This is a genomic window from Stenotrophomonas sp. GD03930 (assembly GCF_029839665.1).
Taxonomy (GTDB): Bacteria; Pseudomonadota; Gammaproteobacteria; order Xanthomonadales; family Xanthomonadaceae; genus Stenotrophomonas; species Stenotrophomonas forensis.
On the sequence record NZ_JAOCAV010000001.1, the window covers coordinates 1,361,058 to 1,386,108 of the forward strand.

Here is a 25,051-nt window from a genome sequence, read left to right on the forward strand (position 1 = left end):
ACCCACCGAGATTGAATGCCGGCCAAGGCCGGCATCTACAGAGGGAAAACGTCCCATGTCCAGCACTGCATCAAGCCCGCACAATCCAGCGGGCACCCTGACCCAGGGCCACAAGAAGGTCATCTTCGCATCGAGCCTCGGCACGGTGTTCGAGTGGTATGACTTCTTCCTGTACGGCTCGCTCGCCGCCATCATCGCCAAGCAGTTCTTCAGTGGCGTCAATGAAACCACGGGCATGATCTTCGCCCTGCTGGCGTTCGCTGCCGGCTTCTTCGTGCGTCCGTTCGGCGCGGCCTTCTTCGGCAGCCTCGGCGACCGCATCGGCCGCAAGTACACCTTCCTGGTCACCATCCTGATCATGGGCATCTCGACCTTCCTGGTCGGCGTGCTGCCCAACTACGCCACGATCGGCTTTGCTGCCCCGGTCATCCTGATCGTGCTGCGCCTGGCCCAGGGCCTGGCGATGGGTGGTGAGTACGGCGGTGCCGCCACCTACGTGGCCGAGCACGCGCCGGACGACAAGCGTGGCCTGTACACCAGCTTCATCCAGTGCACCGCGACGCTCGGCCTGTTCATGTCGCTGCTGATCATCCTGGCCTGCCGCTATTTCCTCGGCAATGAAGCCTTCGAGGCCTGGGGCTGGCGCATCCCGTTCCTGGTCTCGATCCTGCTGCTGGGCATCTCGGTGTGGATCCGCCTGCAGCTGAGCGAGTCGCCGCTGTTCCAGCAGATGAAGGCAGAGGGCAAGGGGTCCAAGACGCCGTTCCGCGACAGCCTGAAGGGCGGCAACCTGAAGCTGATGCTGCTGGTCCTGCTCGGCGCTGCGGCCGGCCAGGCCGTGGTCTGGTACGGCGGCCAGTTCTACGCGCTGTTCTTCCTCAGCAGCATGCTGAAGGTCGATGCCACCACCTCCTACCTGCTGATCGCTGCCGCGCTGGCGCTGGGCGTGCCGTTCTTCATCTTCTTCGGCTGGCTGTCCGATCGTATCGGCCGCAAGAAGATCATCCTGGCCGGCTGCCTGCTGGCTGCCGTCACCTACATCCCGATCTTCAAGGGCCTGACCCACTTCGCCAACCCGGCCATCGAAGAAGCCCGGACCAACTCGCCGGCACTGGTCATTGCCGATCCGAACACCTGTTCCTTCCAGTTCGACCCGGTCGCCGTACGCAAGTTCACCAGCTCCTGTGACATCGCCACCGCCGCGCTGACCAAGGCCGGCGTGCCGTACGACGTGCAGCCTGCCGCTGCCGGCTCGCTGGCGATGGTGAGCGTGGGCAGCAGCCAGGTCACCTCGTATGAAGGCGCTGGCCTGAGCAAGGAAGACGGCAAGGCAAAGGCCGATGCGTTTGGTGCGGAGCTGAAGACCGCCCTGACCACGGCGGGTTACCCGGCCAAGGCCGATGGTGCACGCATCAACATCGCCGGCACGATCTTCATGCTGTGGCTGCTGGTGCTGTACGTGACCATGGTCTACGGCCCGATCGCCGCCTACCTGGTCGAACTGTTCCCGACCCGCATCCGTTACACCTCGATGTCGCTGCCGTACCACATCGGCAACGGCTGGTTCGGTGGCTTCCTGCCGGCGATCTCGTTCGCGCTGGTGGCCGGTACCGGCAACCTGTACTACGGCCTGTGGTACCCGATCGGCATCGCGCTGATGTCGGTGGTGGTGGGTGGCCTGTTCCTGCGTGAGACCAAGAACGTGGATATCACCAAGTAACCGGCGTGCCGACCAACGGTCGGCACCCACCGGGTTTCAGGGGCCGCGGTGCAGACCGCGGCCTTTCTGTCTGGTAGTACCGGCCGCTGGCCGGTAATGACTGCTCGCCCGCAGCAAATGCAAGGCTGCCGGCCAGCGGCCGGCACTACCATTGCGTTGCGCAGCACCCCGTATAGTCGGCCCATGACCACCACCACGCCGACCGAGCTCCCCACCATCCTGCACACCCTGCGCAGCGCGTGGCAGGCTAAGCGCCCCACCCTCGACCAGCGTGAAGCCGACCTGCGCCGCCTGCGCGAGGCGCTGAAGCCGCGCCTGGACGAGATGGCGCAGGCCATCGCCGAGGACTTCGGCCACCGCGCCCACACCGAATCGAAGCTGGCCGATGGCATGAGCGTGCTGTCGGCCATCGACCACCTGCGCCGCCACCTGCGCCGCTGGTCGAAGCCGCAGCGGGTCGGCGCCGGTTGGCGACTGTGGCCGGCGCGCGCGCAGCTGCGGCCGACGCCGCTGGGCGTGGTCGGGGTGATCTCGCCCTGGAACTACCCGGTCACGCTGGCGCTGGTGCCCTTGGCTACAGCCATCGCCGCTGGCAACCATGTGCTGCTGAAACCCTCCGAACACACGCCACGCACCAGTGCTTTCCTGGCCGATCTGCTGGCCAGTGTGTTCCCGCCCGATCGCGTGGCGGTGGTGCAGGGCGGGGCGGACGTGGCCGCGGCGGTGTCCTCGCTGCCGCTGGACCATCTGCTGTTCACCGGCTCGACGGCGGTGGGCCGCAAGGTGATGGCTGCCGCGGCTGAGCATCTGGTGCCGGTCACGCTGGAACTGGGCGGCAAGTCGCCGGCCATCGTCTGCCGCGATTTCCCACTGGACAAAGCCGCAACGCGGCTGGCCACCGGCAAGTGGTTCAACGCCGGGCAGACCTGCATCGCGCCGGACTACGTGTTGATCGACACCGTGCGCCAGCGCGAGTTCGTACAGGCATTGCAGCAGCAGGTACGCGAGCGCTACGGCGATTTCAGCGATGCCGAGGATTACACGCGCATCATCAACGAAGGCCAGTACCGGCGCCTGCAGGGCTATCTGGCGCAGGCGCGCGAACGCGGCGTACCGGTCATTCCGCTGGCGCAGGTGGATGAGGCACGTGCCGACCGTGAGCGCCTGCTGGTGCCGACCGTGGTGCTGGACCCGCCGGACGACCTGGAGCTGATGCGCGAGGAGATCTTCGGCCCGATCCTGCCGGTACGGGCCTACCCGGATCTGGATGCCGCGTTGACCGACGTGCTGTCCCGCGATCGGCCGCTGGCGCTGTATCCCTTCAGCCATGACAAAGCGACGGTGGAGCGCATCCTCGGCCAGGTGGTGGCCGGTGGGGTGACGGTCAACGACACGCTGCTGCATTTCGCGGCCGATGGCCTGCCGTTCGGCGGGGTAGGGGCAAGCGGCATGGGCGCGTACCACGGCCGGGCCGGGTTCGATGCGATGAGCAAGCGGCTGCCGGTGCTGTGGCAGTCGCGCTGGGCGGCCAGCGATCGGTTGCGGCCGCCGTACTCGAAGATTGCCGGGTTGCTGAAGCTGCTGCTTCGGTAGTGCCGGCCGCTGGCCGGCAACTGCAGGGTCTTGCCGACGGTTCAAGGGGTTGCCGGCCAGCGGCCGGCACTACCGGTAGGTGCCATGCGCCAACCAAGGTTGGCGTCTACCAAACCCGGGCCGGGTAGAATGCCCCCCATGAAGATCGCCTCGTGGAACGTCAATTCGCTCAATGTCCGCCTGCCGCACCTGGAGCAGTGGCTCAAGGCGTTCGGCCCGGACATCGTCGGTATCCAGGAAACCAAGCTGGAGGACCACAAGTTCCCCGATTCGGCGCTGATCGCCGCCGGCTACCGCAGCGTGTTCGCCGGCCAGAAGACCTACAACGGCGTGGCGCTGCTCTCGCGTGAGCCGGCGCAGGACGTGCAGATCGGCATTCCCGGCTTCGAGGACGAGCAGAAGCGTGTCATCGCCGGCACCTTCGGCGACCTGCGGGTGATCAACCTGTACGTGGTCAACGGCCAGGACATCGGCACCGACAAGTACGACTACAAGCTGCGCTGGCTGGAGGCCGTCCATGCCTGGATCGCCGAAGAACTGCAGCGCCACCCGAAGCTGATCGTGATGGGCGACTTCAACATCGCCCCGGACGCGCGCGACGTGCACGACCCGGAGGTGTGGAACGAAAACCACATCCTGACCTCCACCGCCGAGCGCGGCGCGCTGAACAAGCTGCTGCAGCTGGGCCTGCACGATGGCTTCCGCCTGCACAACGACGAGGCGGGCACCTTCAGCTGGTGGGACTACCGTGCCGCCGGCTTCCGCCGCAACCTCGGCCTGCGCATCGACCTGACCCTGGTCTCCGACGCGCTGAAGCGCAGTGCGGTGGCCTCGGGCATCGACCGCGAGCCGCGTACCTGGGAACGCCCGAGCGATCACGCGCCGGCGTGGGTGGAAGTAGCGTCGAGCTTGCTCGACTGATCTCCCATGCAGTCGAGCAAGCTCGACTCCACAGAACGGGGCCCGACGATTGCCGGGCCCCTTGTGATGCGTCTGCCGGCCAGCGGCCGGCACGACCACCGCGTCAGCGTATGCTCTTGCGGGTGAACAGGTTGACGATCGCCAGCAGGATCACCGCACCGATCAGCGAGAACAGGAAGGTGCGGATGGTGATCGCTTCGTTGATGCCGCCGCCGAACAGCCAGCCGGAAATCAGCGCGCCGACGATGCCGACCACGATGTTGAGGATGATGCCCTGCTGGGCGTCGCGCTTCATGATGATGCTGGCCAGCCAGCCTACGATGCCGCCGACGATCAGCCAGATGATGATGCCCATGATCGAACCTCCGGTGGGGAACTGTGACCAGTTGACGCGCATGGCTGTGAACCCGTCGTGCAATTGCGTGATGGGCGCGTGCGGATGAGCCTGCCAGCCACCCTCGACGGCCCGTGGCGCTTCGGCCCGGTGACGGTCTGGCGGCGCACCCACGTGCCCGGCCACCGCGGTGAACCGCAGGCGCGGCAGGTGCTCGCGCAGGCGCTGGGGGCCGAACCGGAGGCGCTGCCGCTGGTGCGCGACGGCAAGGGGCGGCCTGAACTGACCGGCGCACTGGCCCATTACGGCACCGGCTGGAGCCACAGCGGCGAGGTGCTGCTGGTGGCGCTGGGCGAGGGGGTGCGGCTGGGCGTGGACCTTGAGCTGCTGCGGCCGCGACCACGCCTGCTGGAGATCGTGCGGCGCTTCTTCCACCCCGAGGAAGTGGCCTGGCTGGAACGCCTGGACGAGGCCGGGCGCGAGCACTGGTTCTTCCGCGTGTGGTGCGCCAAGGAAGCGATGCTGAAGGCCCACGGCCAAGGCATCTCGTTCGGCCTGCACCGGCTGCAGCTGGCCCCCGGCAATGACGGCGCCCTGCACCTGCGTTGGTGCGACCCGGAACTGGGCGAGGCCGCGCGCTGGCACCTGCACGAATGGCAGGCCAGCGGGCAGTTCCGCGCGGCATTGGCCTGGTATCCGCACTGAAGCGGGGAATCAGCGCGCAAAACCGGCGATAATGCCGGCATGAGCGAACACCCACTTCCCGCCAGCGTGACTGCCACGCTGGAACAGGGCCTGGCCAGCATGGGCCTGGATGCCGCGCTGGCACCACCGCTGCTGCGCTACCTGGCCCTGCTGCACCGCTGGAACGGCACCTACAACCTCACCGCCATCCGCGACCCGCAGGAGATGGTCACCCGCCACCTGCTCGACTCGCTGGCGATGCAGCCGTTCGTGGCCGATGGCAGCCTGGCCGACCTCGGCACCGGCCCCGGGCTGCCCGGCATCCCGCTGGCCATCGCCTGCCCGGGCCTGCAGGTCACCCTGGTCGAGAGCAACGGCAAGAAGGCGCGCTTCATGCGCGAGGCCGTGCGCCAGCTCGGCCTGGGCAACGCCCGCGTGGCCGAATCGCGCGCCGAGGCGCTGGACGAGGCCGGCCGTTACGACCAGCTGACCGCGCGCGCGATGGACACCCTGGCCGGCATCGTCCGCGTTGGCGGCCACCTGCTGCGCCCCGGTGGCGTGTTGCTGGCCATGAAGGGCGTCTATCCCCATGAAGAGATCGCGGACCTGCCGGAAGGCTGGCAGGTGCGTGAGGTGACCCCGCTGAGCGTGCCCGGCCTGGCCGGCGAACGCCACCTGGTCACGGTTACAGGCCCCTGATTACCGCCGCCAGCCCCTTGTGGAACAACGGGTTGGCGATTCACGATTTCCGCAAGGGGCCGGTTGTACGCATAATGACCGGTCCCAGCACACGTCGACGAGGCACACCCGCATGGCCCGCATCATCGCCATCGCCAACCAGAAGGGTGGCGTCGGCAAGACCACGACCGCCGTCAACCTGGCCGCTTCCCTGGCCAACGCACCCAAGCGCGTGCTGCTGGTCGATCTGGATTCGCAGGGCAACGCGACCATGGGCAGTGGCGTGGACAAGCGCGAGCTGGCTGCCTCCACCTGCGATCTGCTGCTTGGCGAGAACAGTGCTGCCGACGTGCGCGTGCAGGCCGCCGAGGGCTATGACCTGCTGCCCGGCAACATCGACCTGACCGCTGCCGAGATCCAGCTGATGGGTGAGAGCGAGCGCGAGCAGCGCCTGAAGCGCGCGCTGGCGCCGATCCGTGACGAGTACGACTACATCCTGATCGACTGCCCGCCGGCGTTGTCGCTGCTGACGCTCAACGCGCTGGCCGCCGCCGATTCGGTGATCGTGCCGATGCAGTGCGAGTACTACGCGCTGGAAGGCCTGAGCGCGCTGGTGGAAACCATCGAGGCGCTGCGCACCAGCCTGAACCCGGCGCTGGAGATCGAAGGCGTGCTGCGCACCATGTTCGATGTGCGCAACAACCTGGCCAACGCGGTGTCGGCCGAGCTCACCGAGCACTTCGGCGACCGCGTGTTCCGCACCATCGTGCCGCGCAACGTGCGCCTGGCCGAGGCGCCCAGCCATGGCCAGAGCATCGTCGGCTACGACCGCGCCTCGCGCGGTGGCGTGGCCTACCTGGGCCTGGCCGGCGAGATCATCCGCCGCAACAACGAACGCAACAAGGCCACCAAGGCCGTGGAGACCGTCTGATGACCAGCAGCAAGCCGGCAGCCAAGAAGCGAGGCCTCGGCCGTGGCCTGGATGCGCTGCTGGGACCCAAGGGGGCGGTCAGCCAGGTGCAGGCCACCACCGCGGTGATCGAGCCCCTGCCGGGTGAAGTGCTGCGCAAGCTGGCCGTCGGCCAGCTGCAGCCGGGCAAGTACCAGCCGCGCCGCGAGATGGACGAGGGCAAGCTGTCCGAGCTGGCCGATTCGATCAAGTCGCAGGGCGTGATCCAGCCGATCCTGGTGCGCCAGCTGCCGGCGGGCAACTACGAAATCGTCGCCGGTGAACGCCGCTGGCGCGCCTCGCAGCTGGCCGGCCTGGACGAAGTGCCGGTGGTGGTGCGCGAGCTGGAAGACCGCACCGTCATCGCGATGGCGCTGATCGAGAACATCCAGCGCGAAGACCTCAACCCGCTGGAAGAAGCCGAAGCGCTGCAGCGCCTCATCAGTGAATTCACCCTGACCCATGCCGAGGCCGCCGAGGCCGTCGGCCGCTCGCGTGCGGCGGTGTCCAACCTGCTGCGCCTGCTGGAGCTGCCGGTGGCGATCCGGCTGCTGCTGGAAACCCGCCGCCTGGAAATGGGCCACGCCCGCGCACTGCTGACCCTGGCCCCCGAGCTGGCCGGCAAGCTGGCGCAGGAAGCGGCCGACGAAGGCTGGTCGGTGCGCGAGGTCGAGCGCCGTGCGCAGGCCTTCGCCGCTGGCAAGGTGCCGAGCAACCGCCCGGTGGCCACGCCGAAGGTGCAGCAGGCCGACATCGCCTCGCTGGAAACCGAGCTGTCCGAAGCGCTGGGTGCCAAGGTGGCGATCAACCACGGCCGCGGCGGCAAGGGCAAGCTGATCATCCATTACACCGATCTGGACACCCTGGACGGCGTGCTGGAAAAGCTGCGCACGCGCCAGGGCTGAGCCCGGCGCAGCAACGGGGGACGCGGCCCGTTCCTGCCGTGTCCCGTGAATGACAGGGAACGCACCGCCGCGCGCGCCGGGGCCTGCACTGTGCTCTGGCCCGTGGCCTCATCCAGGGAGCAGGACATGAGCAACGCATTCGACGACGTCAGCCCGGGCGGCAGCCCGATCATGGTGCACAGCCGCCAGAAGGACTTCACGCCGGCGCAGGGCGAAGAACACATCGAGGCGATCAGCGCGCACATCGAGCGCCATCTGGGCCCGGTGTCCGGCGTCTTCCACGAGATCATCTCCGACCTGGTGCACATCGACGTGCACGTGGTGCCGGCCAATGAGCAGTTCCCTTACCTGCGGCTGGTGACCTCCGGCATGAGCGACCTGCCGATGACCGTGCCCGCCGAGGTGGACGCGGACGTGCCGCGCTACATGGAGCTGATGGTGACCCTGCCGGCTGACTGGCCGATCTCGCAGGACGCCTTCGAGGACGAGCGCAACTACTGGCCGGTGCGCCTGCTGAAGGGAATGGCGCGGCTGCCGCACGAGTACGACACCTGGCTGGGCTTCGGCCACACCATCCCCAACGGCCACCCCAGCGAGCCCTATGCGCCGGGCGTGGGTTTCGACGGTGCCATCGTGCTGCCGCCGGTGACCACCCCGGAAGACTTCGCCGAGCTGGTTCTTGAGGATGGCAAGACCATCGCCTTCATGGCCCTCATGCCGCTGTACCCGGAAGAGATGGACCTGAAGCTGAAGAAGGGCGCCGAAGCACTGCTCGACCGCTTCGATGCGAAGAACATCCAGGACGTGATCGAACCCGGCCGCAGCAATGTGGCCAAGAAGCGTTTCGGGCTGTTCTGAGCCCGCAGCGTATCGTCTGCACCTGTACTCATTGGATTTCCAGGCAACTGCAATGACCATCCTGCTCACCGGCGCTGCCGGCTTCATCGGTGCCTACACCGCCCGCGCGCTGCTGGAGGCGGGCCAGCCGGTGGTCGGCCTGGACAACTTCAACGACTACTACGATCCGCAGATCAAGCGCGACCGCGTGGCCGCGCTGTGCCCGGCGCTGGACCTGCGCACGCTCGACCTGACCGACCGCGACGGCCTGGCCGCGCTGTTCGACGAGGTGCAGCCGACCGCGGTGATCCACCTGGCCGCGCAGGCCGGCGTGCGCTATTCGCTGGAAAACCCGCACGCCTACGTCGACAGCAACCTGGTCGGCTTCGTCAACATGCTCGAACTGTGCCGCCACCGTGGCGTGCAGCACCTGGTGTATGCGTCGAGCAGCTCGGTCTATGGCGACTCGGCCACGCCGCCGTTCTCCGAAGACCAGCGCGTGGACCAGCCGCGTTCGTTGTACGCGGCGACCAAGGCCGCCAACGAGCTGATGGCCTACACCTACGCGCAGCTGTACGGCCTGCACGCCACCGGCCTGCGCTTCTTCACCGTGTATGGGCCGTGGGGCCGGCCGGACATGGCGCCGCTGCTGTTCTCGCGCGCGGTGCTGGCCGGGCGGCCGATCGATGTGTTCAACGAAGGCCGCATGCAGCGCGATTTCACACATGTCTCCGACATCGTGGCCGGTATCCTTGGCGCCCTCGCGCATCCGGCCGACGGTCCGGTGCCGCACCGGGTGTTCAACCTCGGCAACCATACGCCGGTCGAGCTGGAGCGCTTCATCGGCGTGATCGAGCAGGCTGCCGGCCGCCCCGCGCAGAAGGTCTACAAGCCCATGCAGCCCGGCGACATGGTGCGCACGATGGCCGATACCCGGCGCGCCCATGACGCCTTCGGCTTCGACGCGGTGACCCCGATCGAAGTGGGACTGCCACCCGTCGTGGAATGGTGCCGCGAGTACTTTGGTGATCGCGCCTGAGGACGGATCCTCACGCCGCCGGGTTCATCTTCGGATAACCTCGGTTTCGGAGAATGCGCGGTCTTTGTCCCCCTTTGGCCGAGTGCCTTATGAGCCAACCCGAGCTTTCCGTTGTCGTCCCCGTGTTCAACGAGCGCGACAATGTCACCCCGCTGGTCACCGAAATCACCGCGGCGCTGCGTGGCCGGGTACCGTTCGAGATCGTCTACATCGACGATCACTCGCGCGATGACACCCTGGCCGTGCTGCAGGGGCTGAAGGCCACCACGCCGGAACTGCGCGTGCTGCACCATGTGAACCAGAGCGGCCAGAGCACCGCGGTGCGCACCGGCGTCAAGCATGCGCGGGCGCCCTGGATCGCCACCCTGGATGGCGATGGCCAGAATGATCCCGCCGACATCCCCAGGCTGCTGGCCGCGCGCGATGCGGCCGAGGCGCAGGTGAAGCTGTTTGCCGGCTGGCGCGTCAACCGCCAGGACAGCGGCAGCAAGCGCTGGGCCAGCCGCTGGGCCAATGCCATCCGCGCGCGCATGCTGCGCGATGACACGCCCGACACCGGCTGCGGCATCAAGCTGTTCGAGCGCAACGCCTTCCTCGACCTGCCGTACTTCGACCACATGCACCGTTACCTGCCGGCGCTGATGCAGCGTGCCGGCTGGAAGACCATCAGCGTGCCGGTCAACCACCGCCACCGTACCGCCGGCGTGTCCAAGTACAACAACCTGGGCCGCGCGCTGGTCGGCATCCGCGACCTGCGCGGCGTGGCCTGGCTGATCACCCGCAGCAAGCGCACCGCGGTGGAAGAGCGGTGATGGGCCTGGCACTGCACTGGCTCGACCAGCCGCTGACCTGGCTGTACTGGACCGGCCTGCACGTGACCGGCTGGAAGCTGATCGGCTATACCGGCGCGCTGATGTTCGGCGGCCGCTGGCTGGTCCAGTTCATCGCCTCCAAGCGCGCCGGCAAGCCGGTCATCCCGCGCCTGTTCTGGTACATGAGCGTGGTCGGCAGCCTGATGACGCTGAGCTACTTCCTGTTCTCGGCCAAGCAGGACTCGGTGGGCGTGCTGCAGAACCTGTTCCCGGCGTTCACCGCGCTGTACAGCCTGCAACTGGACATCAAGCACCGGGGCTGGAAGCGGGACAGGGCTAGCCACTGAGGCTGCCGGGGCTCCCATCCGGTAGGTGCCGATCTTGGTCGGCACATGTGTATCCGGACCCGGGATATCCACGCATGGCGTGGATCTACTGCTTGCCCTGCGGAAGAGCAGCCGACTAACGGTCGGCTCTACCACGCGCCTTCGGCGCTGGGGCCCCGGCCTGCGGCCGGTTCCCGGTCATGCCTGCGTTGCAGGCAGGACCTTCGTCCCATGCCACGGGCGGTGGGCGGTGCCATGATCGGGGTCTGCCTTCCCGGGAACCTGTGCTCGTGAAAACCCGTCTTGCCGTTGCCCTGCTGATTGCCCTGTCCGCCCCCGCCGTGGCCCTTGCCGCGCCGCCCGCCACCGCTGCACCGGCCAGCGTGGCCACCGAATCGCCCGCCGACGCCGCCTTCCGTGCGGTGTACGAGAAGGAATGGAAGTGGCGCCAGGACGGCGGCGGTGAGGCCAGCGAAGACGAAGATGCCCCGGCCAATGCCACCCGCATGCCTGACGTCGGCCCGGCCGCGCAGCAGGCACGCCTGAAGGTGTGGGACGAGACCCTGGCCGCGCTGAAGAAGATCGACCCGAAGACCCTGTCGGCCGACAACCAGGTCAACTACGCGATCTACCGCGACCAGGTGTTCAACCTGGCCGAAGAGGTGCGCCTGCGCGGCTACGAGATGCCGTTCAACGCCGACTCCTCGTTCTGGTCGAACCTGTCCTTCATGGCCCGGCGCGAGATGAAGACCGTGCAGGACTACCAGAACTACATCGCACGCCTGAATGACGTGCCGCGCTACTTCGGCCAGCAGACCGAGAACATGCGCGCCGGCCTGAAGCGTGGTTTCAGCGTGCCGCGTGCCGTGCTCGATGGCCGCGAGGTCTCCATCGCCACCGTCGCCGAACTGAAGGACCCGACCGAGTCGCCGCTGTACGCGCCGTTCAAGAAGCTGCCCAACAGCATCCCGGCCGCCGAGCAGGCCAGGCTGCAGGCGCAGGCGCGCGAAGCGATCAGTGGCAAGGTGGTGCCCGCGTTCCAGCAGCTGCGCACCTTCTTCGTCAGCGAGTACGTGCCGCAGGCGCGCACCACGCTGGCTGCCGAAGCGATGCCGGACGGCAAGGCGTACTACAAGCAGCAGATCCACGAGTACACCACGCTGGACCTGTCGCCGGACGAGATCCACCGCATCGGCCTGGGCGAAGTCGCTCGCATCCAGGGCGAGATGAACGACATCATCAGGCAGGTGAAGTTCAAGGGCAGCTTCGCCGAGTTCCTGACCTTCCTGCGTACCGATCCGCAGTTCTACGCCAAGACCCCGGAAGAGCTGCTGTCGCGCGCGGCGTGGATCTCCAAGCGGGCTGACGGCCAGCTGGGCAAGTACATGACGCTGCCGCGCGCGCGCTTCACCATCGTGCCGGTGCCGCCGGACATCGCGCCGTTCTGGACCGCCGGCCGTGGTGGCATGGGCACCTACTGGCTCAATACCTACAACCTGCCATCGCGCCCGCTGTACAACCTGCCGGCGCTGACCCTGCATGAATCCGATCCGGGCCACGCGCTGCAGGGTGCCATCGCCGCCGAGCAGAAGAACCTGCCCGAGTTCCGCCGCAACGCCTACATCTCCGCCTATGGCGAAGGCTGGGCGCTGTACTGCGAGAAGCTGGGCGTGGAGATGGGCATCTACGAAACCCCGTACGAGGATTTTGGCCGCCTGACCTACGAAATGTGGCGCGCCGCGCGCCTGGTGATCGACACCGGCGTGCACAGCAAGGGCTGGACCCGTGAGCAGGCACTGGCCTACCTGCGTGACCACACCGCGCTGAGCGAGCATGAAGTGACCACCGAAGTGGACCGCTACATCTCCTGGCCGGGCCAGGCGCTGAGCTACAAGCTGGGCGAGATCGCCATCGTGCGCCTGCGCGCGCAGGCCGAGAAGGAACTGGGCGACAAGTTCGACATCAAGGGCTTCCACGACACCCTGCTCAAGCAGGGCTCGGTGCCGCTGCCGGTGCTGGAACAGCAGATCCAGGCCTACATCGCCGAACGCAAGAAGGCCTGACCGCTCCAAGGTAGTGCCGGCCGCTGGCCGGCAACCTGCACGCACTGCAATCGTTCGACATTGCCGGCCAGCGGCCGGCACTACCGGGGATCGGAGAACGGGGTCGGATCGCAGGATCCGACCCCGTCATGTTTCACCCCACCGCCCTTGGCTTGGCCACTCGTGCCGCGAAGGTCGGCAGCACCAGCAGGGTCAGCACGGTGGCGGTGATCAGGCCACCGATCACCACCGTCGCCAGTGGCTTCTGCACCTCCGCACCGGAACCGCTGGCAATCGCCATCGGAATGAAACCGACGATCGCCACCAGCGCCGTGGTCAGCACCGCGCGGATGCGGCTCGACGCACCGTTGATCGCCGCCTGCAGCGGCAGGTCACCGGCATCCAGGCGCTCGCGGATCGCCTGCATCAGCACCAGACCGTTCAAGGTGGCCACGCCGGAGACGGCGATGAAGCCGACCGCCGCCGACACCGAGAACGGCATGCCACGCAGCAGCAGCGCGAGAATGCCGCCGACCAGCGCCAACGGCACGCAGCTGAACACCAGAATGGCTTCCTTGCCGCTGCGCAGGGCCATGAACAGCAGGCTGCCGATCAGCAGGAACACCACCGGCACCACCGTCGCCAGCCGCTTCTCGGCACGCTGCAGGTTCTCGAACTGGCCGCCCCAGGTCAGGTAGGCACCCGGCGGCAGTGCCACGTCGGCCACCGCGGCCTGTGCTTCACCCACGAAGCCACCCAGGTCGCGGCCACGCACGTTGGCCTGCACCACCACGCGGCGGCTGCCGTTGTTGCGGCTGATCTGGTTCGGCCCTTCGCTGACCGTGATGCGTGCGACCGACGACAGCGGAATCACCAGTCCCGACGGCGTAGCGATCGGCAACGAAGCCAGCTGGTCCGGATCGTTGCGCGAGGCATCGTCCAGGCGCACCACCACGTTGAAGCGGCGATCACCTTCGAAGATCTTGCCGGCTGCCGTACCACCAATGCCGGTGGACAGCGCATCACTCACATCCGCCGCGGTCAGCCCGTACTGCGCCGCCGCCACGTGGTCGATGGCCACGTTCAGCGTGGGCAGGCCGGAGATCTGCTCCACCCGCACGTCAGCCGCGCCCTCCACTGCACGCAGCTTCAACGCCACCTGGTCGGCCACCTTCTGCAGCTGGCTGAAGTCATCACCGAAAATCATCACCGCCAGGTCGGTACGCACGCCGGAAATCAGTTCGTTGAAGCGCAGCTCGATCGGCTGGCTGAACTCGAAGCTGTTGCCCAGCTGCTGCCCGGCCAGCGTTTCGAAGCGCGCCACCAGCACATCCTTGCCCAGCGTCGGATCCGGCCAGTCCTTGCGTGGCTTCAGCACGATCACGCTGTCGGAGATGTTGGTCGGCATCGGGTCGATGGCCGCCTCGGCGGTACCGGTGCGCGAGAACACGGTTTCTACTTCCGGCTGCTTGGCAATCGCCTTTTCCAGTGCCAGCTGCATCGCCAGCGACTGCTCCAGCGAGGTCGACGGCACGCGCAGGGCCTGCATCGCCACGTTGCCTTCGTCCAGCGTCGGCATGAACTCGCGGCCCAGCAGCGAGAACGAACCGATGCCCACCACCACCATCATCACCGCACCGGCCAGCACCGTGCGCGGATGCGCCACGGCCTTGCGCACCACCGGCTCGATGCGTGCGCGCAGCACGCGGATCAGCTTGGTCTCGTGCTCGCCATCATCGGCATGCGCATCGCCGTCCTTCACCTTCGGCTCGCGCACCAGCAGCGCGGCCATCGCCGGCACGAAGGTGAAGGAGAAGATGAAGGCACCGACCAGGGCCAGCATGAAGGTGGCCGCCATCGGGTGGAACGTTTTGCCCTCCACGCCTTCCAGGGTGAGGATCGGCGCGAACACCAGCAGGATGATCAACTGGCCGAACGCCGCAGGGCGCGCCATCTTCATGGCCGAATCGGCGGCCACGCGCAGGCGTTCCATCGCGGTCAATGCACGGCCCAGTTCGGTGCGGCGCTGGCCCAGCATCAGCAGGGTCGATTCGACCACGATTACCGCGCCGTCCACCAGGATGCCGAAGTCCAGTGCACCCAGGCTCATCAGGTTGCCGCTGATGCCGAAGCGGTTCATGCCGATCACCGCGAACAGGAACGACAGCGGAATCACCAGCGCGGTGATCGTCGCCGCACGCAGGTTGCCCAGCAGCAGGAACAGCACCACCACCACCAGTAGCGCGCCCTCGGTGAGGTTCTTGGCCACGGTCTTGATGGTGGAATTGACCAGCACGCTGCGGTCCAGCACCGGTGCCGCCACGATGTCGGCCGGCAGCGATGTGTTCACCTGTTCCAGGCGGGCGGCGGCGGCCTGGGCCACGGTGCGGCTGTTGCCACCCGCAATCATCAGCGCGGTACCCAGCACGGCTTCATGGCCATTGCGGCTGGCTGCACCCAGGCGCGGCGCGCGGCTCAGCTCGACCTCGGCCACATCGGCCACGCGCACCACCACGCCGTTGCGGGTGGCCACCGGGGCCTGCGCCAGATCCTCGGTGGTCAGCGCCAGGCCATCGGCACGCACCACCAGGCCTTCGCCGGCACGCTGCACGAAACCGGCACCGGCCTGCACGTTGGAACGCTGCAGCGCGGTGACCAGGTCGGCCAGGCCGAGGCCATGCGCAGCCAGCCGGGCGCTGTCCGGATGCACGCCGTATTCCTTGATGTAGCCGCCGACCGTATCGACGCCGGCCAGCCCCGGGCTGGAACGCATCTGCGGCGCGATGATCCAGTCCTGCACGGTGCGCAGGTAGGTGGCGCGTTCTTCCGGCGTGCGCAACAGGTTGCCTTCCGGCGTGCGGTAGACCTCGCCGGCCTGCCAGCCCGCTTCACCGGGCTTGGCCAGCCTGGCCGGATCGAAGGTGGTGAAGTCCACCGTCCACATCAGCACTTCGCCGAGGCCGGTGGTGACCGGCGACAGCATCGGCGACGCGCCATCGGGCAGGTCTTCGGATGCTTCGCGCATACGCTCGGCCACCTGCTGGCGGGCGAAGTAGATGTCGGTCGCATCGGTGAAGATCGCGGTGACCTGCGAGAAGCCATTGCGCGACAGCGAGCGCGTGGTGGTCAGGCCGGGAATGCCGGCCAGCGCGGTTTCCAGTGGATAGGTCACCTGCCGTTCGATCTGTTCCGGGGTCAGCGCCGGTGCCACCGTGTTGATCTGCACCTGGCGGTTGGTGATGTCCGGCACCGCGTCGATCGGCAGCTTGCCCAGCTGGAACAGGCCCACCGCAGCGATCAACGCCGCCATGAACACCACCAGCCAGCGGTGGCGCACCGCTGTTTCAATGATCAGCTTGAACATGGTCGCCTCCTCAGTGGCCGTGCTCGGCTTCGCCCTTGGCCAGTTCGGCCTTGAGCAGGAAGGCGTTGGCACCGACGATGCGCTCGTTGCCGGTCAGTCCACCGAGGATCTCGATGCGGTCGCCAGCACGGCGCCCGGCCAGCACCGGCTGCGCCTTGAAGCCGCCGTCGACGGCAACGAACACCGCGCTGCTGCCATCAAGGTTCTGCACCGCATCGGCGGGCACGCTGAGCGAACCGTCCTGGCCTTCGGTGACCACCACCGCCGAAACCGGCGAACCGGCCGGCGGCAGCGAAGCGTCCACCGGCGTGGCGCGGATCACCGCCACACCACCCTGCTGGCGCACATCGGCGGCCGAACCGGTAACGGTGGCGGTGAAGCTGCCACCCGGCACGCTCACTTCCAGCGTCATGCCCGGCGTGACCTGCGCGGCCAGCGCCGGCGGCGCGGTGAATACCAGCTCGTTCATCGCCGGATCGGCGACGTCGGCCACTGCGCTGCCGGCGGCGACCACGCCACCCGGGGTGACCTGCACGTTGCCGACGATGCCGGCCACCGGGCTGGTGATGCGCACGCGGCCACTGGCATCGGGCGCACCGTTGGCGGCGGCCTGGGCCTGCGCGGCGGCGGCCTGGGCCTGTGCCGCCAGCGAGCGGGCGCGCGAGGCTTCCAGCTCCTGGCGGGCGACCACGCCCTGGTCGACCAGTGCCTTGTCGCGGCCATAGGCCAGGCGCGCGGCCTCGGCTTCGGCCGACGCAGCCAGCGCATTGGCGCGGAACACCGCGGCTTCGCCACTGACCACGATGGCCAGCGCCTGGTTCTGCTTCACCGCCGTGCCCGGCGCGACCAGCACGCGTTCGACGCGGCCGGTCACCGTGGAGGCGACCGAGGCACGTGCGCCTACCGACGGTTCGACCCGGCCGGACAGGCGGGTCGAACCGCCGCCGCCGCGGCCGACGGCGACCACCTCGATACCGGACGCCTTGATCTGTTCCGGGGTCAGCTGCACTACGCCTTCATCGGCGTCGGCGGGTGCTTTGGCCGCTTCTGCCTTGGCTTCCTTGCTGTCGGCGGCGTGGCCGTGGCCATCGTCGGTACCGGCCTTGGCGGCGGTGGCGTCGGCCGCTTCGGGCGTCTGCGCATTGCCGGCGCAGCCGGCCAGGAACACGGTCAGCAGCAGGCCGCCGATCAGGGGGAAGGAACGGGAGAGAGTCATGGGGCCTCCACAAAAGGTGCGCGCCCTTCCAGGCGGGCAAGATCGATTTCCGCGCCGACGCGCGACAGGCGCGCGTCCACGGCGGTGCCGCGGGCGGCGATGAGGGCGCTGCGCGTGCTGCGCAGTTCCAGCTGCGAGATGCGTCCGGCATCGAAGCCGACGCGTGCGAGGCGATACGCCTCTTCGGCGGCGACCACGCTTTCATCGGCGGCGCGGGTGCGGCTGCCGGCCGCCTTCAGCCCGGCCACGGCGGACAGGCGTTCGGCCTCGCTGTCGCGGCGCTGCTGGTCCAGGCGTGCCTCGGCCGCGCGCTGGTCGGCATTGGCGGCGCGGATGCCACCGCGGTTGCGGTCGAACAGCGGGATGCTGAGGCTGACCCCGAGGTTGTAGGCACGCTCGCCGCCTTCGCGGAAGCGGGTCTGCGCTGCAGTGACGCTGAGGTCGGGCAGGGCGCGCTTGCGCTCCACCTCGACCAGCTTGCCGGCCGCATCGGCTTCCGCTTCGGCGATACGCACCGCCAGTGCGGCGTCGGTGGCGCCACGCGGCAGCGGCGGGGCGCGGTCGAGCAGGCTGTTGTCGATCGACTGCACCGGCGCATCCAGCAACGCGGCACCGGCCAGCCGCGCCAGCGCCGCGTCGCGGAACGCCTGTGCTTCATCCAGCGACGCGGTGGCATTGGCCACTTCGCTCTGCGCCTGCACCGCGCGCAGCTGCGGTTCGCGGCCCTGCTTGACCATCGCGTTGACGGCGGCCGCATCATCGCGGGTCAGGGCGAGCGCTTCGCTGGCGAGGGTGTAACGACGCAATGCACTTTCCGCCTGTGCGTAGACCACCGCCAGTTGACTGGCGACATCACTGCGGCTCTGCGAACCACGCAGGGCAGCGGCCTGTGCCTCGGCCCGGGCGGCACGGACGCGTGCGCCACGCTGGCCCCAGACCTCCAGCGGCTGGGACAGGGTGAGCACGGTGTCGGCCTTGCCCATGCCGCCATAGGAGCCGGTGCCCCAGGCATTTTCGGCCGAGTAGGAGAGGGAAGGGTTGGGCAACGCACGGGCCTGGTCGGCGCGCGCATCGGCGGCCTCGGCCAGTGCCGTGCCCACACGGGTGCCGGGCAGCTGGTCCAGGCGTTCAAGCAGGGTGTCGTAGGAGGGGGCGGCTTGCGCCATCACCGATGCGGCCGGGGCCAGGCCCAGCAGCACAGCGACGACCAGCCCGGCCGCGCGCGGCGACCGAGGTGTCAGGATCGACATAGGGGGATTCCGGTTGTGAGTGAAACGGGAGCCCGCAATCGCGGGACGCGCTCAACTCACGCCCGGGGAGGACGCGTCAATTCATCCTGGGCGACCGCATAGGTCGCCGCATCGCCTGCATTCATCCAGCGCGCCGGCAGTGGCGCGCCGAAGGCGGCAAGCGTGTGTGCCGGCAGGCTCAGGTTGGAGTGGTGGCAGTGGTTGTGGCCACAGGCACCGACATGCTTGCCATCGATATCGCCATCGGAATCCGGCGCGGATTCCACGTGCACCGTGCTGGCGTGCGGTTCCACCGTGCACGCCAGCGCGTCGGCCACCGGCACGACCACGAACGCCGCCATCAGCAGCATCAGCAGGTACGAGCGAAGGTGGCGGGAGATCCGGCGCATGAAGGGGAGGCTAGCAAGCGGTTTTCGCCGGATACAATATCAATGGCCGCTTCGGGAATCCGTCGGAATCTCCCGTTCAGGTGGCGCGGCCTGGGGGGCTTTCTGCCTTGGTGGGTGCCGACTTCCTGCCCTGGTGGGTGTCGACCTTGGTCGACACGCCTTTCGATGCTGCCGGCCAGCGGCCGGCACTACCGCCGGTCTGCAGGCAGCTTCGCGATCACTTTGATCTCGAACTGGAACCCGTACAGCCAGGTCACGCCGATACCGGTCAGGGTCGGGTGCGGGGCCTCGCCCCAGTACTCGGGCACGATCGCCCACGCCTTCTCGAAGTTCTTCTCGGGGTCGACCAGGAACACGGTCACGTCGATCACGTCATCGAACGTGCAGCCCGCGGCAGCCAACACCGCGTTGAGATTCTCGAAGGCGCGGCGCACCTGCGGTTCGAAGTCCGGCTCGGGCGAGCCGTCCTCGCGGCTGCCGACCTGGCCGGAAACGAACAGGAAGCCATTGGAACGGATCGCCGGCGAGTAGCGGTTGCGCTCGTACAGGGCCTGGCGGCCGGTGGGGAAAACGACATCACGCTGTGACATGGGAAGGAATCGGTTGGGAAGAACGCCATCGTCCGCCCCTTCGCTGTCTGGATAAACCGCGATGATCGGCCTAGATTGGTTGCCAATCCCAAACAATAACGGCCTGTCATGGACCGCTTCGAGGCGATGCGGGCGTTTGCCCGGGTGGTGGAGACCGGCAGCTTCACCCGTGCCGCGCTCACGCTTCAGGTCAGCCGCACCACGGTCACCCAGCTGGTACAGCAGCTGGAGGCGCACCTGCGGCTGCGCCTGCTCAACCGCACCACCCGGCGGGTCAGCGTCACCGCCGATGGAGCGGCCTATTACCCGCGTATCGCCCGCCTGCTGGCCGAGCTGGAAGAGGTGGAGGGCGGGCTGGGCGATGCGGCCATCCAGCCGCGTGGGCGCCTGCGCGTGGATGTGCCCGGGCCCTACGCGCGGCTGCGGCTGGTGCCGGCGCTGCCGGATTTCCAGGCGCGCTATCCGGAGATCCAGCTGGATATCGGCGTCAGTGATCGCGAAGTCGATGTCATCGCCGACAACGTCGACTGCGTGATCCGTGGCGGCACCCCGGCCGACCCGGCACTGGTGGCGCGGCCGCTCGGCGCGCTGCCGATCGACTTCCATGCCAGCCCGGGCTATGTGCAGCGTTTCGGTGTGCCGGCCGACCCGCGCGCGCTGGAGGGGCCGGACCACCATATGGTCGGCTTCCTTAGTCCGCGCAGTGGCCGTGCCCGCGTGTTCACTGCACAGTGCGGCGATGAGCGCATCGAGGTGCAGGGCCGCTACACGATCGGCTTCGACGACGGCAACGCCTATCTGGCGGCGGCGTTGGCGGGGCTCGGCGTGGTCGCGCTGCCCAGCTACATGGCCGAACCGCACGTGACGCGTGGTGAGCTGCTGCCGGTGCTGCAGGAATGGCAGCTGCCATCAATGCCGATGCACGTGATGTTCCCGCCGAACCGGCACATGAGCCAGCGGCTGCGGGTGTTCATTGATTGGGTGGTGGAGGTGCTGGGGTGAGTGCATCGGTCGCGTGCGAAAATCGGGCTGCACGTACTGGAGAACGCACACCCTGATGAGCCGCATCGTCGCACTGGATACCGAAACCACCGGCATCTCCCACCGCCTGGGGCACCGGGTGATCGAGATCGGTGCCGTCGAACTGATCGACGGCCAGCTCACCGGCCGCCAGTTCCACACCTACCTGCAGCCGCAGCGCAAGGTCGACTGGGGCGCACAGCGTGTGCATGGCATCAGCGATGCGATGCTGGTGGGCAAGCCGCTGTTCTCCAGCAAGGCCGCCGAACTGCTGGCGTTCCTGCGCGGCAGCGAAATGGTCGCGCACAACGCCACCTTCGACGTGGGTTTCCTGGACAACGAGCTGCGCCTGTCCGGCATTCCCGGCACGCTGGCCCAGCACTGCCGCATCACCTGCAGCCTGAAGCTGGCGCGCGGGCGCTGGCCCGGCCAGGGCAACAAGCTGGACGATGTACTGCAGCGCCTGCGCATTCCAGGCAACCGCGGCCTGCATGGCGCGTTGAAGGATGCCCATCTGCTGGCGCAGGTCATCCCGCACCTTCGTTGAGGCCTGCCGCCGGGCGCGTTCAGTCCCGGCCTGTGGGTAACTTGCGCAAGTGCTTGAACCCGTGCATAATGCGCGGCTCGCTGTGTCCGGTTTTCTACCGGGCGGCGCCCCCGGGAGCACGTCCCCGGCCGCCCAACGCCAGCGTAACCCTTTGATTCTCTTGACGTGTGGTGGGCAACCACCGAGGCCGCCGTCTCCCGGGCTACGGGCTGACACAACTTACTATCGAGGTGCGCCATGTCCCGCGTATGCCAGGTTTCCGGCAAGCGAGTGCAGACCGGTAACAACGTCTCGCACGCCAACAACAAGACCCGTCGTCGTTTCCTGCCCAACCTGCACGAGCGCCGCTTCTGGGTTGCCAGCGAGAACCGCTGGGTGAAGCTTCGTGTTTCCGCGCATGCACTGCGCACCATCGACAAGAACGGCATCGATTCCGTTCTGGCTGAGCTGCGTGCGCGCGGCGAAAAGGTCTGAGGAGTAGACGATCATGGCAGGCAAGCGCGATAAGGTCCGTATGATTTCGACCGCCGGTACCGGTCACTTCTACACGACTGACAAGAACAAGAAGAACACCCCGGGGAAGATGGAATTCTCCAAGTACGATCCGGTCGTGCGCAAGCACGTCCCGTACAAGGAAGGCAAGATCAAGTAATCCGCAAGGATTGCTGGTCCCCGCGAAGAAACCCGCCCTTGTGGCGGGTTTTTTCATGCCCGGCATTTCCTGGTGGCTGCCGACCGCTCCGATACTGATGTGGTGGGTGCCGACCGTTGGTCGGCACGCTGTCCCCACACCCGGTAGGTGTCGACCTTGGTCGGCACACTGTCCCCCACACCCGGTAGGTGTCGACCTTGGTCGGCACGCTGGTTCAAAGCAGTCGAGCAAGCTCGACTCTACACACCCTGCTGGGCAGAATGGCCCATCACCTCCCGACGGGCGACGCGATGCTGTTCGAGTGGTTGCTGGGTTCGTACCTGCTGCTGATCGACTGGCTGATCCGGCTGGTCGCGCTGTGCTGGATCCCCACCCGCACCACGCCGGGGGCGGCGCGCAGCTGGCTGCTGCTGGTCGGCTTCGTGCCGCTGCTGGGCCTGCCGCTGTACCTGCTGTTCGGCCACCCGTGGCTGTCGCGCGAGCGCATCCGCCGCCAGGCCGAGGCCTCGCAGGTCATCCGCGAGGAACAGGCACTGCAGCACCGCCTGCGCTGGACCCCGCAACCGGATACCGCCTGCGCCGAGATCGTGCCGCTGGTGCAGCGCCAGGGCGATTTCATGCCGGTGCACGGCAACGCGGTGGACCTGCTGACCGACTACGACGAATCGCTGCACACGCTGATCGCCGACATCGACCAGGCCGAAGACCGCGTGCACCTGCTGTACTACCTGATGTTCGACGACGCGGTGGGCGAGGCGGTGGTCGAGGCACTGCAGCGTGCGGCCGCACGTGGCGTGCAGTGCCGCGTGCTGCTCGACGCGGTGGGTGCCAAGCGCGGCCTGCGCGCCTATCGCAAGCGCCTGGAAGCGCGCGACATCGAAGTGCGCGCGATGCTGCCCGGTGGCCTGCGCTGGCGCCGCAGCGGGCGCATGGACCTGCGCAACCACCGCAAGATCGCGGTGATCGACAACGAAGTGGCCTACGTCGGTTCGCAGAACCTGGCCGGCCCCGGCTTCGTGCCCGGCCACCCGAACCGCGAGCTGGTGGCGCGCGTGCGCGGCCCGGCGGTGGCGCATCTGGAAGCGGTGTTCGCCAGCGACTGGTACATGGAAACCGGCCAGCGCCTGGACGTGATCGCCGATGTGCCCGAGTGCAGCGACGACATCGCAACCCAGCTGCTGCCCAGCGGCCCGGCCTACCCGTACAGCAACGCGCGTGATGCGGTGGCAGCGCTGATCCACCTGGCGCGGCGCAGGCTGGTGATGGTCACCCCGTACTTCGTGCCCGACGAAGCCACGCTGAGCGCGCTGCGCATCGCGGCGCTGTCCGGCGTGGAGGTGCAGCTGATCCTGTCGGCCAGCAACAACCAGCGGCTGACCTCGTGGGCGCAGGAGGCGTACTACGACGAGCTGCTGCGCTGTGGCGTGCGCATCGCCCTGTACGAACCGCAGTTCCTGCATGCCAAGCACATGAGCGTGGACGAGGACATCGCCGTGCTCGGCTCGATCAACATGGATATCCGCTCGTTCGCGCTGAATGCCGAAATCGGCCTGATCTGCTACGACCGCGCGCTGGTCCAGCAGCTGTGCGCGATCGAGGACGGCTACCTGCGCGAGTCGCGGCAGCTGGACCTGCGGCAGTGGCGCAGCCGCCCGACGTGGCGGCGCAGCCGCGAAGGCATCGCACGCTTGGCCGATGCGTTGATGTGAGGCCGCAGTAACCGCCCGCTTCGGCACGCCGGCCTGTCATCGCCGATGGCCTACAATCGGCACATGACTGATTCACCGCGTAATGGCGAACTGGACCTGGCGATCATCGGTGGTGGTGCGGCCGGGGTGCTGGTGGCGATCCAGGTATTGCGCCAGGCCCGTGCGCCGCTGGCGCTGGCCATCTTCGAGCCGGCCTCGCAGCTGGCGCAAGGCATCGCCTATGCCACGCCGTGGCCGGAGCATCTGCTGAACGTGCCGGCGGCGAAGATGAGCGCGTTTGCCGACGCGCCCGGCGATTTCCTCGACTACCTGATGGCCGCCAATGCCTACCCGGGCGAGGCGCGCGAGGTGCTGGGCGAGCGCTACGTGTGCCGCCACTACTTCGCCGCCTACCTGCAGCAGCGCCTGCAGGATGCCGCCGCGGCCAGCCCGGCGCAGCTGCAGGTGATCGCGCAGCCGGTGCTGGGCCTGCAGCCGGATGACCATGGTTACCAACTGCAGCTGGGCGATGGCCAGACGCTGCACGCCGCACAGGCGGTGCTGGCCACCGGTAACAGCATGCGCCCGATGCCGGTGGCCGGCGCCGATGCGCTGCCTGCCGACGATGTGATCGAGGCCTGGGACTACGACGGCGTACGCACCCTGGCCGGTGAGCAGGCGGTGGCCATTGTCGGTTCCGGCCTGAGCATGGCCGACACCGTGCTGGCACTGGTCGCCGCCGGCCACAGCGGACCGCTGCACGTGATCTCGCGCCATGGCCTGCTGCCGTTGCCGCATGCCCACGGTGGCCTGCCCAGCTTCGACCCGGCCACGTTGCTGCCGATGAACCTGCGCCAGCGCCTGCGCGCATTGCGCCAGTTTGCCGGGCAGGCACAGGCCGAAGGCATGCCGTGGCAGGGCGTGATGGACCGCATCCGCCCGCACGGGCAGGCACTGTGGTGCAGCCTTGATGAGGCCGACCAGCGCCGCTTCCTGCGCCATGTGGTGCGCTATTGGGACGTGCATCGCCATCGCATCGCCGAAGAAGTGGATTCGCAGTTGCAGGCGCTGCAGGACAGCGGCCAGCTGCGCATTCACCGCAGCCGCCTGCAACGCGTCTGGCGCGAGGGCGGCGCCGTGCAGCTGTCCGGCCGCGATGCCTCGGGCAATGAACAGCAGTGGACGATCGGCGGGGTGATCAACGCCACCGGCGTGGAAACCCGTGCCAGCGCGCTGCGCAATCCCTTGCTGCAGCAGCTGCAGACCGATGGGCTGGCCCGCCCTGGCCCGCACGGGCTGGGCCTGGACAGCACAGTGCCGGGTGATCGCCTGTGTGCCACCGGCGGCCAGCCGCAGGCACGATTGGGCGTGCTCGGCAGCCTGCGCATCGGCAGCTTGTGGGAAAGCCTGGCCGTGCCTGAACTGCGTCAGCAGGCGCACGCACTGGCCACCCAGGTGGTCGCAGGAGCCGCGACGGCGATGCCGTAAAATGGGG

Annotated in this window: 24 protein-coding genes; 18 read left to right on the forward strand and 6 right to left on the reverse strand. The window is 68.0% G+C overall.

The features are described 5' to 3' along the window. Positions 1 to 55: 55 nt before the first annotated feature. The 3 genes from N5C18_RS06085 (at position 56) to xth (ending at position 4,234) form a co-directional block, all read left to right on the forward strand. Positions 56 to 1,720, forward strand: coding sequence for an MFS transporter (locus N5C18_RS06085; RefSeq protein ID WP_053451172.1), 1,665 nt, complete (start codon positions 56 to 58; stop codon positions 1,718 to 1,720). 183 nt (positions 1,721 to 1,903) lie between these two features. Continuing rightward, entirely contained in the window at positions 1,904 to 3,313 is a 1,410-nt protein-coding gene (locus N5C18_RS06090; protein ID WP_279944056.1) for a coniferyl aldehyde dehydrogenase, read from the forward strand. Positions 3,314 to 3,451: 138 nt separating this feature from the next. Then, the gene (gene xth, locus N5C18_RS06095) at positions 3,452 to 4,234 is read left to right on the forward strand and encodes an exodeoxyribonuclease III (RefSeq protein WP_279944058.1); all 783 of its coding nucleotides are present in this window, start codon (positions 3,452 to 3,454) and stop codon (positions 4,232 to 4,234) included. 103 nt (positions 4,235 to 4,337) lie between these two features. Here the strand turns inward: xth and N5C18_RS06100 are convergent, their stop codons facing one another. Beyond that, a complete protein-coding gene (locus N5C18_RS06100) occupies positions 4,338 to 4,589 on the reverse strand; it encodes a GlsB/YeaQ/YmgE family stress response membrane protein (RefSeq protein WP_005411656.1) in 252 nt (83 codons plus the stop codon). 84 nt (positions 4,590 to 4,673) lie between these two features. Here N5C18_RS06100 and N5C18_RS06105 point away from each other — a divergent pair, with 84 nt between their 5' ends. The 9 genes from N5C18_RS06105 (at position 4,674) to N5C18_RS06145 (ending at position 12,861) form a co-directional block, all read left to right on the forward strand. Next, entirely contained in the window at positions 4,674 to 5,273 is a 600-nt protein-coding gene (locus N5C18_RS06105; RefSeq protein ID WP_053451168.1) for a 4'-phosphopantetheinyl transferase superfamily protein, read from the forward strand. Between the two features lie 39 nt (positions 5,274 to 5,312). Further along, positions 5,313 to 5,951 carry a 16S rRNA (guanine(527)-N(7))-methyltransferase RsmG gene (gene rsmG, locus N5C18_RS06110; protein ID WP_008267674.1) on the forward strand — a complete coding sequence of 213 codons (639 nt, stop codon included), beginning with the start codon at positions 5,313 to 5,315 and terminating at the stop codon, positions 5,949 to 5,951. 112 nt (positions 5,952 to 6,063) lie between these two features. After that, positions 6,064 to 6,861: a ParA family protein gene (locus N5C18_RS06115; RefSeq protein WP_049455821.1), complete on the forward strand. Its 798-nt coding sequence runs from the start codon at positions 6,064 to 6,066 to the stop codon at positions 6,859 to 6,861. Further along, a complete protein-coding gene (locus tag N5C18_RS06120) occupies positions 6,861 to 7,784 on the forward strand; it encodes a ParB/RepB/Spo0J family partition protein (RefSeq protein ID WP_008267278.1) in 924 nt (307 codons plus the stop codon). The genes N5C18_RS06115 and N5C18_RS06120 overlap by 1 nt, the downstream gene beginning before the upstream one ends. A gap of 126 nt (positions 7,785 to 7,910) precedes the next feature. Continuing rightward, positions 7,911 to 8,642 carry a suppressor of fused domain protein gene (locus N5C18_RS06125; protein ID WP_053451167.1) on the forward strand — a complete coding sequence of 244 codons (732 nt, stop codon included), beginning with the start codon at positions 7,911 to 7,913 and terminating at the stop codon, positions 8,640 to 8,642. Positions 8,643 to 8,694: 52 nt separating this feature from the next. Then, positions 8,695 to 9,660 carry an NAD-dependent epimerase/dehydratase family protein gene (locus N5C18_RS06130; RefSeq protein ID WP_053511247.1) on the forward strand — a complete coding sequence of 322 codons (966 nt, stop codon included), beginning with the start codon at positions 8,695 to 8,697 and terminating at the stop codon, positions 9,658 to 9,660. Between the two features lie 89 nt (positions 9,661 to 9,749). After that, a complete protein-coding gene (locus tag N5C18_RS06135; RefSeq protein WP_279944059.1) occupies positions 9,750 to 10,472 on the forward strand; it encodes a glycosyltransferase family 2 protein in 723 nt (240 codons plus the stop codon). After that, complete coding sequence (locus tag N5C18_RS06140; protein WP_006476984.1) at positions 10,472 to 10,819, forward strand: lipid-A-disaccharide synthase N-terminal domain-containing protein; 348 nt, start codon at positions 10,472 to 10,474, stop codon at positions 10,817 to 10,819. The genes N5C18_RS06135 and N5C18_RS06140 overlap by 1 nt, the downstream gene beginning before the upstream one ends. A 269-nt stretch (positions 10,820 to 11,088) precedes the next feature. Next, complete coding sequence (locus N5C18_RS06145) at positions 11,089 to 12,861, forward strand: DUF885 family protein (protein ID WP_279935855.1); 1,773 nt, start codon at positions 11,089 to 11,091, stop codon at positions 12,859 to 12,861. Positions 12,862 to 12,994: 133 nt separating this feature from the next. Here the strand turns inward: N5C18_RS06145 and N5C18_RS06150 are convergent, their stop codons facing one another. The 5 genes from N5C18_RS06150 to N5C18_RS06170 all read right to left on the reverse strand — a co-directional run bounded on the left by N5C18_RS06150 (position 12,995) and on the right by N5C18_RS06170 (position 19,649). Continuing rightward, a complete protein-coding gene (locus tag N5C18_RS06150) occupies positions 12,995 to 16,204 on the reverse strand; it encodes a CusA/CzcA family heavy metal efflux RND transporter (protein WP_279944060.1) in 3,210 nt (1,069 codons plus the stop codon). Positions 16,205 to 16,214: 10 nt separating this feature from the next. After that, positions 16,215 to 17,420, reverse strand: coding sequence for an efflux RND transporter periplasmic adaptor subunit (locus N5C18_RS06155; RefSeq protein WP_279944062.1), 1,206 nt, complete (start codon positions 17,418 to 17,420; stop codon positions 16,215 to 16,217). Further along, on the reverse strand, positions 17,417 to 18,670 hold the full coding sequence (locus N5C18_RS06160) for a TolC family protein (RefSeq protein WP_279944063.1): 1,254 nt from the start codon (positions 18,668 to 18,670) through the stop codon (positions 17,417 to 17,419). Before N5C18_RS06160 ends, N5C18_RS06155 begins: the two co-directional genes overlap by 4 nt. 56 nt (positions 18,671 to 18,726) lie before the next feature. Further along, positions 18,727 to 19,059, reverse strand: a complete 333-nt coding sequence (locus N5C18_RS06165) for a hypothetical protein (protein ID WP_279944064.1) — start codon at positions 19,057 to 19,059, stop codon at positions 18,727 to 18,729. 188 nt (positions 19,060 to 19,247) lie between these two features. Further along, the gene (locus tag N5C18_RS06170; RefSeq protein WP_279944065.1) at positions 19,248 to 19,649 is read right to left on the reverse strand and encodes a RidA family protein; all 402 of its coding nucleotides are present in this window, start codon (positions 19,647 to 19,649) and stop codon (positions 19,248 to 19,250) included. A gap of 108 nt (positions 19,650 to 19,757) precedes the next feature. On the opposite strand from N5C18_RS06170, the gene N5C18_RS06175 reads away from it, so the two are divergent. The 6 genes from N5C18_RS06175 (at position 19,758) to N5C18_RS06200 (ending at position 25,044) form a co-directional block, all read left to right on the forward strand. Continuing rightward, positions 19,758 to 20,651: a LysR family transcriptional regulator gene (locus N5C18_RS06175; protein WP_279944066.1), complete on the forward strand. Its 894-nt coding sequence runs from the start codon at positions 19,758 to 19,760 to the stop codon at positions 20,649 to 20,651. Positions 20,652 to 20,706: 55 nt separating this feature from the next. Continuing rightward, on the forward strand, positions 20,707 to 21,216 hold the full coding sequence (dnaQ, locus tag N5C18_RS06180; protein ID WP_049456343.1) for a DNA polymerase III subunit epsilon: 510 nt from the start codon (positions 20,707 to 20,709) through the stop codon (positions 21,214 to 21,216). A gap of 237 nt (positions 21,217 to 21,453) precedes the next feature. Beyond that, positions 21,454 to 21,690, forward strand: a complete 237-nt coding sequence (gene rpmB, locus N5C18_RS06185) for a 50S ribosomal protein L28 (protein WP_005411638.1) — start codon at positions 21,454 to 21,456, stop codon at positions 21,688 to 21,690. Positions 21,691 to 21,700: 10 nt separating this feature from the next. Then, on the forward strand, positions 21,701 to 21,868 hold the full coding sequence (rpmG, locus tag N5C18_RS06190) for a 50S ribosomal protein L33 (protein WP_170272460.1): 168 nt from the start codon (positions 21,701 to 21,703) through the stop codon (positions 21,866 to 21,868). 290 nt (positions 21,869 to 22,158) lie between these two features. Next, positions 22,159 to 23,577: a cardiolipin synthase gene (gene cls, locus N5C18_RS06195; RefSeq protein WP_053511239.1), complete on the forward strand. Its 1,419-nt coding sequence runs from the start codon at positions 22,159 to 22,161 to the stop codon at positions 23,575 to 23,577. Between the two features lie 45 nt (positions 23,578 to 23,622). Continuing rightward, positions 23,623 to 25,044: an FAD/NAD(P)-binding protein gene (locus N5C18_RS06200; protein ID WP_279944067.1), complete on the forward strand. Its 1,422-nt coding sequence runs from the start codon at positions 23,623 to 23,625 to the stop codon at positions 25,042 to 25,044. Positions 25,045 to 25,051: the final 7 nt, after the last annotated feature.

Bases quoted from the DNA above. Each gene is read 5' to 3' on its own strand.
- N5C18_RS06125 (WP_053451167.1), top strand. From the start codon at position 7,911: ATGAGCAACGCATTCGACGACGTCAGCCCGGGCGGCAGCCCGATCATG.
- N5C18_RS06170 (WP_279944065.1), bottom strand. From the start codon at position 19,649: ATGTCACAGCGTGATGTCGTTTTCCCCACCGGCCGCCAGGCCCTGTAC.
- N5C18_RS06105 (WP_053451168.1), top strand. From the start codon at position 4,674: ATGAGCCTGCCAGCCACCCTCGACGGCCCGTGGCGCTTCGGCCCGGTG.
- rsmG (WP_008267674.1), top strand. From the start codon at position 5,313: ATGAGCGAACACCCACTTCCCGCCAGCGTGACTGCCACGCTGGAACAG.
- N5C18_RS06140 (WP_006476984.1), top strand. From the start codon at position 10,472: ATGGGCCTGGCACTGCACTGGCTCGACCAGCCGCTGACCTGGCTGTAC.
- N5C18_RS06100 (WP_005411656.1), bottom strand. From the start codon at position 4,589: ATGGGCATCATCATCTGGCTGATCGTCGGCGGCATCGTAGGCTGGCTG.
- cls (WP_053511239.1), top strand. From the start codon at position 22,159: ATGCTGTTCGAGTGGTTGCTGGGTTCGTACCTGCTGCTGATCGACTGG.
- N5C18_RS06160 (WP_279944063.1), bottom strand. From the start codon at position 18,670: ATGTCGATCCTGACACCTCGGTCGCCGCGCGCGGCCGGGCTGGTCGTC.
- N5C18_RS06090 (WP_279944056.1), top strand. From the start codon at position 1,904: ATGACCACCACCACGCCGACCGAGCTCCCCACCATCCTGCACACCCTG.
- N5C18_RS06130 (WP_053511247.1), top strand. From the start codon at position 8,695: ATGACCATCCTGCTCACCGGCGCTGCCGGCTTCATCGGTGCCTACACC.
- N5C18_RS06115 (WP_049455821.1), top strand. From the start codon at position 6,064: ATGGCCCGCATCATCGCCATCGCCAACCAGAAGGGTGGCGTCGGCAAG.
- N5C18_RS06135 (WP_279944059.1), top strand. From the start codon at position 9,750: ATGAGCCAACCCGAGCTTTCCGTTGTCGTCCCCGTGTTCAACGAGCGC.
- dnaQ (WP_049456343.1), top strand. From the start codon at position 20,707: ATGAGCCGCATCGTCGCACTGGATACCGAAACCACCGGCATCTCCCAC.
- N5C18_RS06150 (WP_279944060.1), bottom strand. From the start codon at position 16,204: ATGTTCAAGCTGATCATTGAAACAGCGGTGCGCCACCGCTGGCTGGTG.
- N5C18_RS06120 (WP_008267278.1), top strand. From the start codon at position 6,861: ATGACCAGCAGCAAGCCGGCAGCCAAGAAGCGAGGCCTCGGCCGTGGC.
- xth (WP_279944058.1), top strand. From the start codon at position 3,452: ATGAAGATCGCCTCGTGGAACGTCAATTCGCTCAATGTCCGCCTGCCG.
- N5C18_RS06085 (WP_053451172.1), top strand. From the start codon at position 56: ATGTCCAGCACTGCATCAAGCCCGCACAATCCAGCGGGCACCCTGACC.
- N5C18_RS06165 (WP_279944064.1), bottom strand. From the start codon at position 19,059: ATGCGCCGGATCTCCCGCCACCTTCGCTCGTACCTGCTGATGCTGCTG.
- N5C18_RS06175 (WP_279944066.1), top strand. From the start codon at position 19,758: ATGGACCGCTTCGAGGCGATGCGGGCGTTTGCCCGGGTGGTGGAGACC.
- N5C18_RS06155 (WP_279944062.1), bottom strand. From the start codon at position 17,420: ATGACTCTCTCCCGTTCCTTCCCCCTGATCGGCGGCCTGCTGCTGACC.
- rpmB (WP_005411638.1), top strand. From the start codon at position 21,454: ATGTCCCGCGTATGCCAGGTTTCCGGCAAGCGAGTGCAGACCGGTAAC.
- N5C18_RS06200 (WP_279944067.1), top strand. From the start codon at position 23,623: ATGGCCTACAATCGGCACATGACTGATTCACCGCGTAATGGCGAACTG.